Annotated in this window: 18 protein-coding genes and 1 tRNA gene; 5 read left to right on the top strand and 14 right to left on the bottom strand. The window is 34.7% G+C overall.

All coding sequences use genetic code 11. The features are described 5' to 3' along the window. Positions 1-4 precede the first annotated feature (4 nt). Genes QXW15_RS01015 through QXW15_RS01005 form a run of 3 tightly spaced genes read right to left on the bottom strand, consistent with a single transcriptional unit; the run spans position 5 to position 1132 of the window. On the bottom strand, positions 5-535 hold the full coding sequence (locus tag QXW15_RS01015; RefSeq protein WP_342789768.1) for a GNAT family N-acetyltransferase: 531 nt from the start codon (positions 533-535) through the stop codon (positions 5-7). Beyond that, positions 535-858 carry a transcriptional regulator gene (locus QXW15_RS01010; protein WP_048102142.1) on the bottom strand — a complete coding sequence of 108 codons (324 nt, stop codon included), beginning with the start codon at positions 856-858 and terminating at the stop codon, positions 535-537. The genes QXW15_RS01015 and QXW15_RS01010 overlap by 1 nt, the downstream gene beginning before the upstream one ends. Before the next feature lie 34 nt (positions 859-892). After that, positions 893-1132, bottom strand: a complete 240-nt coding sequence (locus QXW15_RS01005; RefSeq protein WP_048102143.1) for a hypothetical protein — start codon at positions 1130-1132, stop codon at positions 893-895. A gap of 71 nt (positions 1133-1203) precedes the next feature. On the opposite strand from QXW15_RS01005, the gene QXW15_RS01000 reads away from it, so the two are divergent. After that, positions 1204-2628, top strand: a complete 1425-nt coding sequence (locus QXW15_RS01000; RefSeq protein ID WP_287950591.1) for an RtcB family protein — start codon at positions 1204-1206, stop codon at positions 2626-2628. Between the two features lies 1 nt (position 2629). Here QXW15_RS01000 and aroF read toward each other — a convergent pair whose 3' ends face one another. The 9 genes from aroF to QXW15_RS00955 are packed head-to-tail and all read right to left on the bottom strand — an operon-like array spanning position 2630 to position 10073. Then, complete coding sequence (gene aroF, locus QXW15_RS00995) at positions 2630-3412, bottom strand: 3-deoxy-7-phosphoheptulonate synthase (protein WP_052656839.1); 783 nt, start codon at positions 3410-3412, stop codon at positions 2630-2632. Further along, positions 3405-4142, bottom strand: a complete 738-nt coding sequence (locus tag QXW15_RS00990) for an indole-3-glycerol-phosphate synthase (protein ID WP_048102145.1) — start codon at positions 4140-4142, stop codon at positions 3405-3407. Before QXW15_RS00990 ends, aroF begins: the two co-directional genes overlap by 8 nt. Next, positions 4139-4702 (bottom strand): aminodeoxychorismate/anthranilate synthase component II, encoded by a 564-nt coding sequence (locus QXW15_RS00985; RefSeq protein WP_048102146.1) that lies wholly within the window; start codon positions 4700-4702, stop codon positions 4139-4141. Before QXW15_RS00985 ends, QXW15_RS00990 begins: the two co-directional genes overlap by 4 nt. Continuing rightward, positions 4680-5828, bottom strand: coding sequence for an anthranilate synthase component I (locus QXW15_RS00980; RefSeq protein ID WP_048102201.1), 1149 nt, complete (start codon positions 5826-5828; stop codon positions 4680-4682). Before QXW15_RS00980 ends, QXW15_RS00985 begins: the two co-directional genes overlap by 23 nt. Further along, positions 5809-6405, bottom strand: coding sequence for a phosphoribosylanthranilate isomerase (locus tag QXW15_RS00975; RefSeq protein ID WP_048102147.1), 597 nt, complete (start codon positions 6403-6405; stop codon positions 5809-5811). The genes QXW15_RS00980 and QXW15_RS00975 overlap by 20 nt, the downstream gene beginning before the upstream one ends. Continuing rightward, positions 6402-7382, bottom strand: a complete 981-nt coding sequence (gene trpD / locus QXW15_RS00970; protein ID WP_342789767.1) for an anthranilate phosphoribosyltransferase — start codon at positions 7380-7382, stop codon at positions 6402-6404. The genes QXW15_RS00975 and trpD overlap by 4 nt, the downstream gene beginning before the upstream one ends. Further along, positions 7372-8109: a tryptophan synthase subunit alpha gene (locus tag QXW15_RS00965; protein WP_342789766.1), complete on the bottom strand. Its 738-nt coding sequence runs from the start codon at positions 8107-8109 to the stop codon at positions 7372-7374. Before QXW15_RS00965 ends, trpD begins: the two co-directional genes overlap by 11 nt. A 6-nt stretch (positions 8110-8115) precedes the next feature. Then, a complete protein-coding gene (locus QXW15_RS00960; RefSeq protein WP_342789765.1) occupies positions 8116-9360 on the bottom strand; it encodes a TrpB-like pyridoxal phosphate-dependent enzyme in 1245 nt (414 codons plus the stop codon). A 59-nt stretch (positions 9361-9419) separates the two neighbouring features. Continuing rightward, a complete protein-coding gene (locus QXW15_RS00955) occupies positions 9420-10073 on the bottom strand; it encodes a class I SAM-dependent methyltransferase (protein ID WP_342789764.1) in 654 nt (217 codons plus the stop codon). Positions 10074-10130: 57 nt separating this feature from the next. Between QXW15_RS00955 and QXW15_RS00950 the strand changes: the two genes are divergently transcribed. The 3 genes from QXW15_RS00950 to QXW15_RS00940 all read left to right on the top strand — a co-directional run bounded on the left by QXW15_RS00950 (position 10131) and on the right by QXW15_RS00940 (position 11575). Continuing rightward, a complete protein-coding gene (locus QXW15_RS00950; RefSeq protein ID WP_287950585.1) occupies positions 10131-10778 on the top strand; it encodes a triose-phosphate isomerase in 648 nt (215 codons plus the stop codon). 13 nt (positions 10779-10791) lie between these two features. After that, positions 10792-11460 carry a hypothetical protein gene (locus tag QXW15_RS00945; RefSeq protein WP_342789763.1) on the top strand — a complete coding sequence of 223 codons (669 nt, stop codon included), beginning with the start codon at positions 10792-10794 and terminating at the stop codon, positions 11458-11460. 42 nt (positions 11461-11502) lie between these two features. Further along, a tRNA-Gly gene (locus QXW15_RS00940) sits at positions 11503-11575 on the top strand. 426 nt (positions 11576-12001) lie between these two features. Here QXW15_RS00940 and QXW15_RS00935 read toward each other — a convergent pair. Further along, on the bottom strand, positions 12002-12286 hold the full coding sequence (locus QXW15_RS00935) for a hypothetical protein (RefSeq protein WP_342789762.1): 285 nt from the start codon (positions 12284-12286) through the stop codon (positions 12002-12004). Positions 12287-12494: 208 nt separating this feature from the next. On the opposite strand from QXW15_RS00935, the gene QXW15_RS00930 reads away from it, so the two are divergent. Further along, positions 12495-12842: a DUF488 domain-containing protein gene (locus QXW15_RS00930; protein ID WP_342789761.1), complete on the top strand. Its 348-nt coding sequence runs from the start codon at positions 12495-12497 to the stop codon at positions 12840-12842. On the opposite strand, the gene QXW15_RS00925 is transcribed toward QXW15_RS00930, so the two are convergent. Next, positions 12837-13172, bottom strand: coding sequence for a DsrE family protein (locus QXW15_RS00925; protein WP_342789760.1), 336 nt, complete (start codon positions 13170-13172; stop codon positions 12837-12839). The two genes, QXW15_RS00930 and QXW15_RS00925, sit on opposite strands and share 6 nt — an antisense overlap. Positions 13173-13208: the final 36 nt, after the last annotated feature.

Genomic DNA, 13208 nt, shown 5'->3' with positions numbered 1-13208 from the left:
GCCATCAATTTTCATTCAGCGTATCGGTAAAAAAGGTCATTAATACATCATCAACGTATTTATTGTCTATTATAAACTGATGTTTTCTGACACCCTCGTATTCAAATCCGATTTTTCTGTAGGCCTTTATGGCATTTACATTTGTTGAAAATACCTCCAGATTTACCTTTTTTATGCCCTCCTTTTTTGCCCATTTCAGTGCCTCAAGAATTAACCTTGTACCTATCTTCATATGCCTGTATCCAGATCTAATTGCTATGCCCAGATTGGCGGTATGCCTGTTTTTTTTATAAAGCCCCCTCTGCAATGTTAAAACACCAATGACCATTGAGCCATTGAGGCATATTAATGTTAACTCATCGGGATTTTTTAGCCTTTCCTGCTCCCCCCTTTCAGTTAAAAGATAATACTCGCTTACAAGGTATACCTTTTCATCCATAACGCTCTGCATGCAGTTTATTATTCCACGAGCATCTGCCGGTGTTGCCCTTCTAATCTCAAGATCATTCTTTTGGGATTTTTTCCATAACATCATTATTTACTCTCCAGAATATTTTTTATATCGTTATATATAGATTCTATTTTATCTATAACATCCCTGCCGTATTTTAATATTTCATCACGCCGGTCGAGAAACGTTGAGGTAAGTATTGCCCCCTCCCTTGATGCCTCTATAATCCCATCACGTTCAAGTATCCTTAATGAATATCTTATTTTATGTTCTGGTATGCCTGTCTGCTGGGATATTTTAATTATCCCCAAAGGCTGCTCATGCAGCAATGTTTTAATTATCAAAACATGCCTGTTAAGCGTATCTGCGTCTTCATTTATTTCCTTGAAAATAGAGTAATCCTCCATGGTTAATGTATGACAAGGCTTTATATATTATTATCTAAATTTTATCATTATCAATTGAATACAGAATCTTATCGTCTTCCTTTATTGTAAATCTTGATGTTGTGCCCAGAAGTTCCTTTAATTTTTCTATTCTTTCATTTATATACTCATCATATTTTGATGGGTCATTTGAATTTTCTCTTATCTTTAATGTGTTTTTTAACAGTGCTATCTGCAGCTTTATCTCAAATTTCTTTCTATCGCTAAATGAATCTATATTAAAGGTTTTTGACATTTAACCTGTATCCCATTATTATTTTATTAACTTTTTCTAAAGAATTATCTTTTATGATTAAATACACATGTATGTTTAATCTTAAAAAAATCAGTGAATTCGCCTACGAACTGCCAGAGGACCAAAGTATGAAAGTTCCTGGTATAATTTATATAAATGATACACTTTTAAAAAATTTTACAAATGATGAGCCAATAAAACAGGTTAGAAATGTGGCATCGCTGCCCGGGATAGTCAAGGCATCAATAGCCATGCCGGATATACATATGGGTTATGGCTTTCCTATAGGCGGGGTTGCAGCCTTTGATTATGATAACGGCATCGTATCTCCCGGCGGCGTCGGTTATGATATAAACTGTGGGGTAACCCTAATTAAAACAAATTTAAAATATCAGGAAGTAAGAAATAAAATTGCTGATATTATTGAAAATCTTTATAAATCAATACCTGCAGGGATAGATCATAAGTCAAGCCTTAGATTGAACCAGCAATCATTAAGCAATATACTTTCTGAGGGCATTTACTGGGCGTTGGAAAATGGATATGCAACAGAAAATGATATGTTAAATACTGAGGAATCCGGAAAAATTGAATGTGATGCATCCTATGTAAGTGAAAAGGCAATGGCCCGCGGTATTAATGAACTTGGTACTCTCGGGGGTGGAAATCATTTTCTTGAGATACAGCGCGTCAGTTCAATTATGGATGATAAAACATCCAAAATGTTTGGAATGGAACCCGATCAGGTCACCATTATGGTACACACAGGTTCACGTGGACTTGGTCATCAGGTGGCAACTGATTTTATAACTGAGATCTTGAATTCTGGGGAAGGTATAAAAAATGAAAATGATAAACAGTTAACATCAGTGTACATATCATCAAAAATAGGGCAGCGTTATATAAACTCCATGAATGCAGCTGCCAATTTCGGCTTTGTTAACAGGCAGATAATTACATATAAAATAAGAAAGGTTTTTGAGGAAACATTCAAAAGAGATTATGAATCACTCGGTATGGATATACTCTACAGCCTTGCACACAATATGGCAAAGCAGGAATATCATATTATAGAAAATACCAAGAGGAAGCTGCTTGTTCATAGGAAGGGTGCCACAAGGGCATTTCCGGCAGGTGTTGCAGAAGGAAAATTTTCAAGTACAGGATATCCTGTTATAATTCCAGGTGATATGGGCACAGCCTCCTATGTTCTTGTTGGTACCCAGGAAAATATGAAAAATTCATTTGGAAGCTCATGCCATGGTGCAGGAAGGGTCTTAAGCAGAAAGGCATCCAATGAAAAATTCACACCGGAATCTGTTCTAAGGGAACTCAATGATAGGGGCATATATATAAGGGCAGCAACAAAAAAGGTTATAACCGAGGAATCACCAGAAAGCTATAAGGATATTGATGAGGTTATAAAGGTTGTTAATGGGGCTAACATCGCAAGGCCTGTACTGAAATTAACGCCGCTTGCAGTCATGAAAGGATAATTTATATTATATTTTTTCTCGTAATTTCTGTTATTCTTTTAATTTTATCATAAAGTTCCATGAATTCTGGAACTGTTAGCTGCTGTGCAGCATCACTTAAAGCCTCCTTTGGATTTGGGTGAACCTCTATTATCAGCCCATCAGCACCAGCCGCAGTACCCGCCATGGCCAGTGGTTCCACGTATCTGTTTATGCCTGCCGGATGGCTTGGGTCTATTAAAACAGGGTATTCTGTTTTTTCATGCAGAACCGGAACTGCAGATACATCAAGTGTAAACCTTGTGGAGGTCTCGAATGTCCTTATACCTCTTTCAACCAGCATTATTTTTTTATTACCGCCAAGTGCAAGGTATTTTGAAGACCCTATCAGCTCATCAATTGTATTTCCGAAGCCTCTTTTAAGAAGTACTGGCTTATTATATTTACTAACTGCCTTAAGAAGAGAAAAATTCTGTGAATTTCTGGAACCTATCTGTATTATATCTGCATATTCCTCAACAAGTGGCAGGTTTTCCTCATCCATAACCTCGGTAATTATTGCCATGCCTGTTTCCTCCCTTGCCCTTGCCAGAAGCTTCAATCCCTCCTCACCAAGTCCCTGGAAGGATTCCGGCTGCGTTCTTGGCTTGAATGTACCCCCTCTGAGAACATTCACACCGATTTTTTTGAGGTCCCTGGCAACGCCAAGTATCTGCTCCTCACTTTCCACTGAACACGGTCCGGCGATCATGAGGAATTTATCATCTGTTAATTCCAACTCGTCATTTATTTTTATGTCAATCATTTTTACCACTAGCTATTTTATTTATTAAACCTTCACCTGAAAGCAGTGCTGTTCCTATAAGAAGCCCGTCATATTTCTTTATTGGCAGGGCCTCCACATTTTCCAGGGAAATACCGCTTTCAAGGACCAGTGGCAAACCAAATTTTTTTAGGAAGTCATATGCATTTTCTGATTCATCTTCTATTTTTAATGTTTCAAGATTTCTTCTATTGTAGCCAAGCAATACATTTTCATCTGGGTATATATTGCCAATTTTTTTCATATCATGTATTTCAAGGAGCACCTCCATATTTAATGAGGCCCCGTACCTTATAAATTCCCTTATTTTATTGTAGTCAAGGAAATCTGCTATCAGCAGGAACACATCTCCACCGATCATGTAGGATGATTTTATCATATCCGTGCTAGATATGAAATCTTTAATTAATATTGGTTTGCTATAGCATTGCACGGATACAGCATCTAACTGATTCCCATTGAAATAATGGGGCTCCGTTAAAATACTGAATCCTGCAACGCTTTCCTTAATCTTATTATAGTATTTAAATATATCATTATTAACAATATTGTTGAAACCTGATGGTGATTTCCTTTTATACTCAGCTATAATTCCTGGTTTTATTTTAGAACTTTTTAATGAATCCTTTAGGCTCAATGTATTTCTAATGCGTTTATTGTCCATAATTAATTCTCTACTGTAATTCTCCCTGTAAATATCATCCACTATCATACTGCATCAATAAAATTTTTTAAGACCCTATATCCATCATTTGTATAGTAACTCTCGGGATGGAACTGGACTCCAAAAAAGTGGTTATCGCGTGAATGGAAACCCATTATCTCGCCATCAGTTATGGATACCGCATCAACTATAATGTTGCTGTTTTCAGTAACGACTAGGGAATGATACCTTATTGCATTAAACGTTTCTGGTATACCATTATAAATGATGCCTTCTGAGTGTTTAATGGCATCTATCTGCCCATGCATAATTCTTTTTGATAGCCTGATATCTGAACCAAGATAATAGGCTAGTGTTTGATGCCCAAAGCATATTCCAAGGAATTTCTTATGCCTGTTATTATCTATAAATTCGTACAGTTTTCCACGGTCCTCTATATTTTTTGGATTGCCTGGGCCCGGGGATATTATTATGCCATCATAATCTGATTTTTCAGGGCTTATCATGTCATTTTCCAAAATTTTTACATCAACCCCCATGGATGCAACATACTGGTATATATTATACACAAAGGAATCGTAATTATCAATTATTAATATCCTTTTCATATAAACCACCTATAACAGTTAATGCCTTGGAATACATTTCATGAATTTCATTTTCTGGGATAGAATCCTTAACAATACCTGCACCTGCCTGTATATATGAACCATCTTTATTTTTATATAAACTCCTTATTAGGAGTGCCATATCAGCATAATTCTTGCCGACAATCCCAAGTGTACCGGCATAAGGCCCTCTGGGCTTTTCCTCGTATAAATTTATGAGCTGCATGGCACGCTTCTTTGGTGCTCCGCTTACAGTGCCTGCAGGAAAAACTGCCCCAAGTATATCACCAAGTTTTTCTGTTTTTAATTTGCCGGTAACCTGGCTAACTATGTGCTGTACTGTTGAAAATTTTTCTATGGTCATGGATTTTACCACCCTTACTGAACCAGGTATGCATATCTTTCCAAGATCATTCCTTGCCAGATCAACAAGCATCCTGTGCTCCAGAAGCTCCTTTTCATCACTTAATAGTTCTTTTTCAAGTCTTAAATCCTCGATTTCGTCATTACCTCTTTTTCTTGTTCCAGCAATTGGGTCTATCATTATTTCATTTCCATTTAATGTAAACAGGTTTTCCGGTGAGCTACCTATTATTTCCATATCACCAAATTTGTAGTAATAAACATACATTGATTTATCATATTCCAGAAAATTCCTGAGCAGGCTGATCGCATTAAAACCATCAACATCAAATCTCTTTGATATTACCATCTGCAGAAGTTCACCATTTTTTATTCTATTTATTATCTCAGAAACAATTTTTTCCATATTATTATCCATTATGCTCTCATTTTTTATTTTTTTAGTACTGTTATTTCTCACAATTTTTCCTGTATAAACCTTTTCAGGGATAAGCATGGCCACAGATGGCCATGATGATTTTTTAATCCCTATATCCGGATATATTGAATCAACAAAATCATATGTAACAAACATTGGTACCATGGAAGAATTTTTTAAATATTCATCAATGCAATTTAACTTATCAATTGCATTTTCATTTATCATGATGGGATTCTTATTAGATACAAATAAATATTCAGTACCATTTATTCTGTCCGCATCAAACCTAACAAAGTATGCAAAATTTTTATCAATACATTTTTTAATACTGTTTAAGAGCATTTTTTTCACCTAGTTTTATGAAAAGTTCATCTATCCTTTTTTCCGATTTTTTACCTATTTCACTTTCAAGCGAACTGCTTAAATCTATAAACTCCGGATTTAATGATAAAATATTAGAAACATTTTCAGGGCTTATTTTCCCTGCAAGTCCAATACCTGTAAGATCAATATTTCTTAGATCATCCATGCGATTTACTATACCTGATCTATCCTCTAAGAGTATATAATCGGATCCTGCCTTTTTATATTCATCTATTCTTTCTAAATAATCATTTTTTGAAATGTCTATTACCGAAATTACATTCTTTTTAAGAACATTTTTTATATATTTAACATCTCCCGGAGAGTGATCAAAATGAAGCTGTATAATATCCTCATTGATTTCATTTGCATCAGGCATTGATGTATATACGCCAACCACGCCGGTTTTCTTAATATTTTTAATCTCTTTTATTAGATCCTCTGTACCATGCCTTTTAACAGAATAATCAAGAATGACCCCTATAAATTCAGCCCCTTTTTTAATTGAGTATTCAGCATCATGCACATTTGTAATTCCACATATTTTTACCTTCAATTAAACACCTCCTTTATTTTATTCTTTACAGATCCAGAGCTGATATGATCAAGCACAATTGAATATGCCTCATCCATGGTACCGGCATAATTATTTATTATAAGTGCAGGAGCAGCATTTATGGCTATAAATTCAGACACCTTTTTGTTTTTACCAAGCATGCCATCCACTGCCATTCTAAAGCTTTTTTCCGGATCCACTGAAATAATATCATCATAGGCTATTTCCATATCAAAAAAATTCCGGGGCCTTATTTTATATGACTTTATATACCCATCAATGATGTAAAGTATTGAATCATCAAATGGGGATATCTCATCCATTCCATCCATTCCAAAAACAACCACCCCCTTCTTATGGTCATGAAGAATTACATTCGCATACATATCTGCTATTTTCTCATCATATGCACCTAAAACCAGATTATGTGGGTTAAGGGGATTTGTTAGGGGTCCTAGTATATTAAATACAGTCCTGAATCCAAGACTTTTCCTCACCGAGGCAAATTTTGCAAAGTTCTCATTGTACTCCGGTGCAAGTATGTAAACATAATTTTTTGCATTAAGATTATTGATTATTTCACCCTCATCCATTTTAAATTTATAACCTAAATATTTCATAAGATCGGCACTTCCGTGGCTTCCTGTGGCGCCAAAATTACCATGCTTGGCTATTTTTATGCCGATCGATGCAAGTACAATACTGGCAGCAGTACTTACATTAACGGTATTTTTTTTATCACCTCCAGTACCAACTATATCTGTTAAATTACTGTATTTGATATTTATTCTGGCCATAGATCTTAGAGCATCTGCAAATCCTGAAATTTCCTCAGGAGTTTCGCCCTTATTGTGCATAAATGTTAGAAACTGCGCCTTGAATTCATCGGGCATGTTTAGGGCCCTTATTAACAGTTCTCTTGCCTCATCAAATGTTAGATTTTTATAATTTTCAAAATTAAAATCATCATTCATCATCCAGTACACCCCTTATTTTATTTATATAATCTAAAAATCCCTTCTTATCATTCTTTTCCAGCATTTTTTCTATGTAACTTCCTATGGCAACTCCCGATCCACCGTTTTTCATCAACTGTTTTATATCATCCTCAGTTTTTATTCCAAAGCCATACGTAATCTCCCTGCCGGGCAAAAGCTGATTTATCCTTTCTGTTGTATAATCTATTTCATATGGTATATCTATACCTGTGGATGGCTGAAGTCCATAATAAATCCATGAACTTGTCATTTCTGCTATTTTCTTAATTATATGATCGGGCGTTGATGGTGAAAAAAAGGGTATGTATTCAAAATTTTTATTATTTAAATACGATATTTTCTCCTCGGCCTCTGAATAATAATCTATGATAAGGTCTGGAATTATGATTCCGGAAAAACCTCTTGATATTAAATAGGATATAAAATCCTCAAATTTTGGCCCTATATCAGAATAATATGATAGTGAATACATCTTAATACCGTTGCTTTTAAAATACTGGAATATTGGTTTATAAAACCCATCATTGAAATTCTGATTTCCAACCCTGTGTGTTATCCTTATTGTTGGCCCATCATATCTGGGGTCGTCTGATGGGAATCCAAACTCAATATAGTTTATTTTATTCACTGGCATTGCCATTAAAAAATCTTTTAATGTATTGTTATCCGGATATCCAAGTGTGAAATATGGTATTAGATTTTTCATATTACCTCACTGGAAAATGGATAAATCCAAAAGGCCATGCCCGCTCACATTCACAACTATTGTTTTCTTCTCATTTTTATGAGCTTTTACATAATTTAGCATTGTTGCTATTGCGTGACCAGATTCAGGTGCTGCTATTATTCCCTGCGTATTCGCAAATGTTCTTATGGCATTTTTTACCTCTTCCTGATTTACCTCATCACTTTTAATTCTGCCCTTATTTATTAAAAGGGATAATGAGGGTGATGCACCATGGTATCTTAAACCACCCGCATATATTGTGGGTGGAACAAAATCTGCACCAAGTGAATACATCCTAACCTCCGGCAGAACCCCGGCAGAGTCCATCAGATCATATTTATAATCTCCCTTGGAAAATTTGGGGACCTCATCTGCTGTTGTGGCAATTATCTCAGTATCTGGATGGTCAGGTATAAATGGAAATGTAAAACCTCCAAAATTACTGCCACCACCAACGCATCCTATTAAAACATCTGCATGCTCTCCAACAAGTTCAAGCTGTTTTTTGGTTTCAAGCCCAATTACGCTCTGGTGTGTAAGTGCACTATTCATTACACTTGCGACCATGTACCTGTAATCGTGATCAAGGGCATATTCCACAGCCTCACTTATACCTATTCCAAGGGTTCCCGGATGGTCAGGGTTCTCACTTAATATTTTTCTACCGTATTCGGTCAGGTTTGAGGGGCTTGGAACAACGTTGCCGTTATAAAGGTTCATGACTATTTTTCTAAGTGGCTTCTGTATAAAGCTGACCTTAACCATAAATATCTGCGCTGGAAGCTTATATAATGATGCAGCCAGGGCTGTTGCCGATCCCCACTGCCCGGCACCTGTTTCTGTTGTTACACCATTAACCCCCTCGTTTTTTGCATAGTATGCCTGTGCAATGGCTGTATTTATCTTATGTGAACCTGTGGCTGTGGCGCCCTCAAATTTGTAAAATATCTTCCCGCCATAATCCAGATACTTTTCCAGGTTTTTTGCCCTTATTAACGGTGTGGGCCTTCCTATTTGCTCGTACTGTTCTATTACCTCATCCGGTATTTTTTCATATCTTTTAAATGTAAATTCCTGCCTTAAAACCTCCTTTGGCAGTATTTTATTAAGCAGATTTATGGATGAAAATTCCGCCTTTGAATCCTTTGGTGGCGGAAGTGGTTCTGGCAGGTCCGGAATTACATTGTACCAGTTTTCTGGTATTATCTCACTATTAATTGCTGATATCATGAATGGTATATTTATACATAATATATAATCATTATTGAATATTATTTATGTATAAATATTTAAATTTTGATGCTGGTATGTATTACAATGGACCCGGATAAAAAACTCCTTATGTTGATAATCCTAAATCCATGTTTTTTGAGTAATTCTGACACCTGATTTGGTGAATAAAATTCTCTTATAGATTCTGAAAAATATGAGAATGCATCAGTTTTTGTTAATGCGTCTCCAATCTTTCTTAGTATTTTATGAAGATAAAAATCAAATAAAAACCTGAAATACATGTTATCAGGCTCATATATTTCCATTATAATAAAAAAGCCCTGTTTCTTTAAAATTCTGTGTGTTTCATAAAAATAATTATTTATTTTATCCTTAAGGGGCCTTATTAAAAATGCTGATGCGGCCAGATCAAAATAGTTATCGGGAAAATCTGTTTCAGTAGCATCAGCCCGTAATTTTATTAACCTTTTATTTTTAATCTGGTCTAGCATTTTTTGACTTATATCAATGGAATAAATTCTGCCATCCCTAAATTTTGATGTAAGAACATTGCTTAATTTTCCCGTACCAGCCCCGGCGTCGAGTATGAATGAATTTTTTGGAAGCCTTATTTTTTTTACCATAGCATTTCTCCAGTACATATCCATGCCCAGGGTTTCAATGGTTGTAATCCTGTCATAATTTATGCTAATATTTTCAAAGTTGTACATTATTAAACAATAATTATAAGGCATATTATTATATTTACAATAATTATATACCAATACATGGAACCAGAAATATTTGTAAATTTTAAGCATTACGAAAATGCTGTTGGTAAATCATGCGAGGAACTATTAAAGGATTTTAACACACTTAAAAATAAAAATATCTATTATTGTCTGTCCCCAATAGATTTAAGATTGAAGACTGAATTTACCGGCCTTAATATATTCTCTCAGACAGTTGATGCCAATGGTTATGGCGCTTATACAGGTTCTATTTCAATGGAATCATTAATCGATATAGGAGTAAATGGCTCATTATTAAACCATTCAGAGAGACGAATGGCAAAATCAGATATAATTAAAATAATAGAAAAATCAAAAAAGCTTGATTTCAAAATTGTTCTTTGTGTGGAGAGCCTTGATGAGGTTAGAGAGTATTCAAAATACGATCCCGAGTATATAGCATATGAGCCACCGGAATTAATAGGTGGTGATATTTCTGTTTCAAATGCCAAACCTGGCATAATAAAAAACGCATCCGAAATATGCAATGATAGGAATATTAAACTCCTTGTCGGTGCTGGTGTTAAAACATATGAGGATGTAAAAAACTCAATGAATCTTGGGGCTTATGGAGTTTTAATTGCATCTGGTATAATCAAAAATCCGAAACCAATAAATAAGTTAATTTCATTAGGCAATTTATAATACTGGTGAAGTCATGGCAAATCCAAAGAAAGATGAACCAATTTTCGTTGAACCACCGTTCGATAAAAAAGGTTACCTGAAATATGAAAGGGAAAGGGCAAAGGCCATTATATTTGTCTTTTTAATAGGTTTGGTTGTTGGTATATTATCTGCATTTTTTGAAATATACGGTTTCTGGTATCTTGGCGTCCTTTTGCTAATAGCAATTTTATATTTTTTAAACAGAATTATCAAATTTTTGAAAATAGGTTTGCCAAAACAGACCTCACATAAAATATATATGTACGGTGAATTAATAATAACATGGTTTATATTCTGGATAATCGCATTAAATCCCCCAGTGCACCTAATTTCAGGCCCAGAAATAGTAAACTTGCAGTTTGAAAATAACAATCACTGGACAAATTTAACAGAGGTGAGTGGAAAATATGACATACCATTTAATGGTACAACAACGGATCACCTGAGGTATCATACAGACTACAAATATCCAATAACAGCAATATACATAAATGAAACCAGTTCGGGGATAACCAGGCCTGTTAACTATACTGAATCAAATAATGATGTATACTTTAATTTAACTTCTGTAAGCCCTGGAAGCACATATTATGTTCATATTACAGAAAAATCTTCATACAAGAGTACCAGTGAGACATTTAAATTCTTTATAACCTCATAATAATAGAAAAATAAATAATCTTAATTGTAATTATGAAACTGCGCAGGTGTGGTGTAGCCTGGTAGCACGGAAGCCTTCCAAGCTTTCGACCCGGGTTCAAATCCCGGCACCTGCATAAATATAAAAGTTTGGTTCTGTACCATATTTTGTGTAAATATAAACCCCGGTTAATAATGAAATATTCACAATATACTTTCTTGTTTTCGGAAGGTTTCTTAACGATGAAAATAAATACCATCTCAGGCTTTATGCATATAAAAATTATCTAATTTTTATATTTATTGCATTTTCAATAACCATGATACTATTATCTATGGAATTGTATTGCTCAATTTTTACCTTTATAATACCAACGATAATTTTGGATTATTCATTGAATTATCTTATGGCCTTTTATTATATAAAATACCAGGAGATCCTAAAAACTAACCTTATTTTTTCATCTCATCCCCGAACTTCTTTAACAATTCCTGGTCCTTTAGTATCTCCTCTAAAACATTCTCTATTACTTTAGATTTAAATGATTTCGGTGCAGCCTCAATTATCTTCTTTGCAATTCCTTGTATTGCCTCGGATGGCAGTATTTAGCATCCTCAGGATTTAATGCATTGCACCTTGGGCACTTCTTTGGCATCGGCTCAATGATTTTATTCTCATCTATTTTAATGCCATAGGCCTTTAATATTGCATTGTCCTGGTCCCTCATTGATAAATGTATATATGTTCTTGTCTGCCTTGACCCATGAACCCATCCCATCTGTGATTCCAATGGTGCCTCTGCAACCTTTGATGCCAGAATCTCCCTAGCATTAGGTAGCTCACCCACAAACTTTAAGAATAAAATATGTGATAACCTCATTAAGTATCATATAATATTATAAAAAAGGCAATCCCTGAAGCATTTGCCAACGGGATAGAGGGTATTGGGGTGTATCCAGGAAGTTTAAGCATCAAAGAGATGATAACTTCCAAAGGTGTATGTTAACATGGTTAACAGAAACTGTAACCTACATAGTATGAATGGAGATCATAAAATGATAAAATTAAAAAGAATTTACTTGCCATATTCGCAGGATGATGGATTTAGAATACTTGTGGAACGTCTATGGCCGCGTGGTATTAAAAAATCAGAGGCACACATAGATTTATGGCTAAGTGACATAGCGCCATCAAACGATTTAAGGAAATGGTTTAACCATGAGGATTCAAAATGGGATGAATTTAATAAAAAATATTACGAGGAGCTCTCAAAAAATAATGCAACAGAAACCCTAAAAGATATAATTAGGGATCATCATGTTGTAACATTTTTGTATTCCTCAAGAAATGAGATGCATAATAATGCGGTTTCACTTAAATATTATGTTGAAAAATACTTATAGCTGCAAATATGCATATCCCATAAGCTGTTTTTCAACAATTTCCTGGACACCAGCATCAACTATGCCGATTCCAATATCTGTCGCTATCAAGTCCTCATCAATATTCTGTTCTTTCAATGAATTTCTGCATGCATTTATTTTTATATTCATATCTAAGAGTTCCTTTATCCTGTTAAGTTCCGGATAATCTTTTAATAGCGATTTTACCGCATTTCTTGTAAATACAACCTCTATAAATGCATCGGGCATTGCCTTCCGTAAATTTTTAATCTGCTTTATTATGGCGTTTATATTATTTATATCATTGCCGTTTACTATAATATTCTGCATGGTTAACATTATTATAAAATCATATTTTTATATTTT

The sequence above is a fragment of the Acidiplasma sp. genome (genome assembly GCF_038728925.1).
Taxonomy (GTDB): Archaea; Thermoplasmatota; Thermoplasmata; order Thermoplasmatales; family Thermoplasmataceae; genus Acidiplasma; species Acidiplasma aeolicum.
This window is presented reverse-complemented; position numbering and strand designations above follow the sequence as displayed.

Bases quoted from the DNA above. Each gene is read 5' to 3' on its own strand.
- QXW15_RS01005 (WP_048102143.1), bottom strand. From the start codon at position 1,132: ATGTCAAAAACCTTTAATATAGATTCATTTAGCGATAGAAAGAAATTT.
- QXW15_RS00930 (WP_342789761.1), top strand. From the start codon at position 12,495: ATGATAAAATTAAAAAGAATTTACTTGCCATATTCGCAGGATGATGGA.
- QXW15_RS00985 (WP_048102146.1), bottom strand. From the start codon at position 4,702: ATGAAAAGGATATTAATAATTGATAATTACGATTCCTTTGTGTATAAT.
- QXW15_RS00950 (WP_287950585.1), top strand. From the start codon at position 10,131: ATGGAACCAGAAATATTTGTAAATTTTAAGCATTACGAAAATGCTGTT.
- aroF (WP_052656839.1), bottom strand. From the start codon at position 3,412: ATGATTGACATAAAAATAAATGACGAGTTGGAATTAACAGATGATAAA.
- QXW15_RS00960 (WP_342789765.1), bottom strand. From the start codon at position 9,360: ATGATATCAGCAATTAATAGTGAGATAATACCAGAAAACTGGTACAAT.
- QXW15_RS00965 (WP_342789766.1), bottom strand. From the start codon at position 8,109: ATGAAAAATCTAATACCATATTTCACACTTGGATATCCGGATAACAAT.
- QXW15_RS00955 (WP_342789764.1), bottom strand. From the start codon at position 10,073: ATGTACAACTTTGAAAATATTAGCATAAATTATGACAGGATTACAACC.
- QXW15_RS00990 (WP_048102145.1), bottom strand. From the start codon at position 4,142: ATGATAGTGGATGATATTTACAGGGAGAATTACAGTAGAGAATTAATT.
- trpD (WP_342789767.1), bottom strand. From the start codon at position 7,382: ATGATGAATGATGATTTTAATTTTGAAAATTATAAAAATCTAACATTT.
- QXW15_RS01000 (WP_287950591.1), top strand. From the start codon at position 1,204: ATGTTTAATCTTAAAAAAATCAGTGAATTCGCCTACGAACTGCCAGAG.
- QXW15_RS01010 (WP_048102142.1), bottom strand. From the start codon at position 858: ATGGAGGATTACTCTATTTTCAAGGAAATAAATGAAGACGCAGATACG.
- QXW15_RS00980 (WP_048102201.1), bottom strand. From the start codon at position 5,828: ATGCTCTTAAACAGTATTAAAAAATGTATTGATAAAAATTTTGCATAC.
- QXW15_RS01015 (WP_342789768.1), bottom strand. From the start codon at position 535: ATGATGTTATGGAAAAAATCCCAAAAGAATGATCTTGAGATTAGAAGG.
- QXW15_RS00925 (WP_342789760.1), bottom strand. From the start codon at position 13,172: ATGCAGAATATTATAGTAAACGGCAATGATATAAATAATATAAACGCC.
- QXW15_RS00945 (WP_342789763.1), top strand. From the start codon at position 10,792: ATGGCAAATCCAAAGAAAGATGAACCAATTTTCGTTGAACCACCGTTC.